The following is a 1,227-nucleotide window of genomic DNA, read 5'->3' as shown; positions in this document are numbered from 1 at the left end:
TGACAACGGCACCTGATACAGCCCTGTGGCCTCCAGATTATCCAGATAGAGATTCTGACCGTGACGCCACCAGTCATCCCCGCGATGAAAATCCGGCATCTCAATCCCCGCCAGATGATAAGCATCCCGGAACAGCGTGTAACAGTCCGTCACCCCGTGCTCAAAGCGCCGCCCGGTGAGATGCGGCACACAGCGGAACTTGTGAATCGCCCCCCGGCAGACCAGCCACCACGGCAAATCACTCTGCACCTGCAGCCGCCGGTCAGCCTCACTCAGCCAGGGCAGACCACCGGGATGACTGTGGACCAGTGCCACAATCTCACCCTGCATCTCTGCCTGCAGCCAGTCCTCCGGAGCCATCCGGAAATAATCCTCCGGCTCACCGGAAATATTCACGCAGGGAAAATATCTTTCCCCCTCCGGCGCTCTCACCACGAAGCCGCACGACTCCGCTGGCGCACATCGCCGGGCGTGCGCCAGAATCGCTGATTCTGTCTCTGTCATGGGATTACTGCGAAAGTTTGTTAATGGAAAGGAAGCCGCCAAAGTTGCCGACGTTATTGCGAAACTTACAGCCGCTCAGGCATTTGCTGCATTTATCCTTCGTGATATCGGACGTCGGCTGGTCATATTCATCCGCGACTGCCGGACCGTGATAACCGCACTCATCACCGCGATAGGTCCAGGTGCAGGTGTTGGCCAGCATGATACGTCCCGGAAAAACAGCGCCATCCGTTTCCGTCGGCGTGGACAGTACAAAGGAGGCACTCACCGCGCTCAGTTCGCTGCACTGCTCGATGCGCCAGCGGCTGATCACCTCCTGCTCCGGATCGGCGTCACTGTTTCCGTTGACGAAGTTCACCGCATCCAGAAAACGGGCGTAAACCTTACGCCGGACCACCGTTCCGCCGACCAGACTCTGCAGATCTTCCGCCATCCCGGCGACCATACCGTACAGGTTAGAAACCGTCAGCGTGGGGCGCGTACTGGTGCCTTTGCCATTCAGTTCAAAACCACTCCCCTGAATGGGATACGGCTGATACTGTCGCCCCTGCCAGGTGACCGGCTCACCTTTTTCGTTCTGCTCATTACAGAAAAAATAACGTTCTCCACCGACCTCTGTCAGATCGATTTCCCAGAGCACCACGCTGGCCGACTGCTCCGCACGGGTGCATTCATTCAGTGTTTCCTGCCGGATATCCTGCATCAGTTCACCACCTGTTCAAA

Annotated in this window: 2 protein-coding genes; both read right to left on the bottom strand. The window is 57.6% G+C overall.

Annotation, left to right across the window (positions count from 1 at the left end; all coding sequences use genetic code 11):
* Positions 1–504: C40 family peptidase (locus BHE85_RS15820; protein WP_073692089.1), on the bottom strand; the 504-nt coding region annotated here is incomplete at its 3' end.
* A gap of 4 nt (positions 505–508) precedes the next feature.
* The gene (locus BHE85_RS15815; RefSeq protein WP_069661485.1) at positions 509–1,207 is read right to left on the bottom strand and encodes a phage minor tail protein L; all 699 of its coding nucleotides are present in this window, start codon (positions 1,205–1,207) and stop codon (positions 509–511) included.
* Positions 1,208–1,227: the final 20 nt, after the last annotated feature.

Origin of the sequence: Shigella sp. FC1567 (assembly GCF_001743015.1) — a bacterium.
Classification (GTDB): Bacteria; Pseudomonadota; Gammaproteobacteria; order Enterobacterales; family Enterobacteriaceae; genus Escherichia; species Escherichia coli.
Note: the sequence above shows the minus strand (reverse complement) of the source record. Positions and strands in the feature narration are given on the sequence as shown.

Bases quoted from the DNA above. Each gene is read 5' to 3' on its own strand.
- BHE85_RS15815 (WP_069661485.1), bottom strand. From the start codon at position 1,207: ATGCAGGATATCCGGCAGGAAACACTGAATGAATGCACCCGTGCGGAG.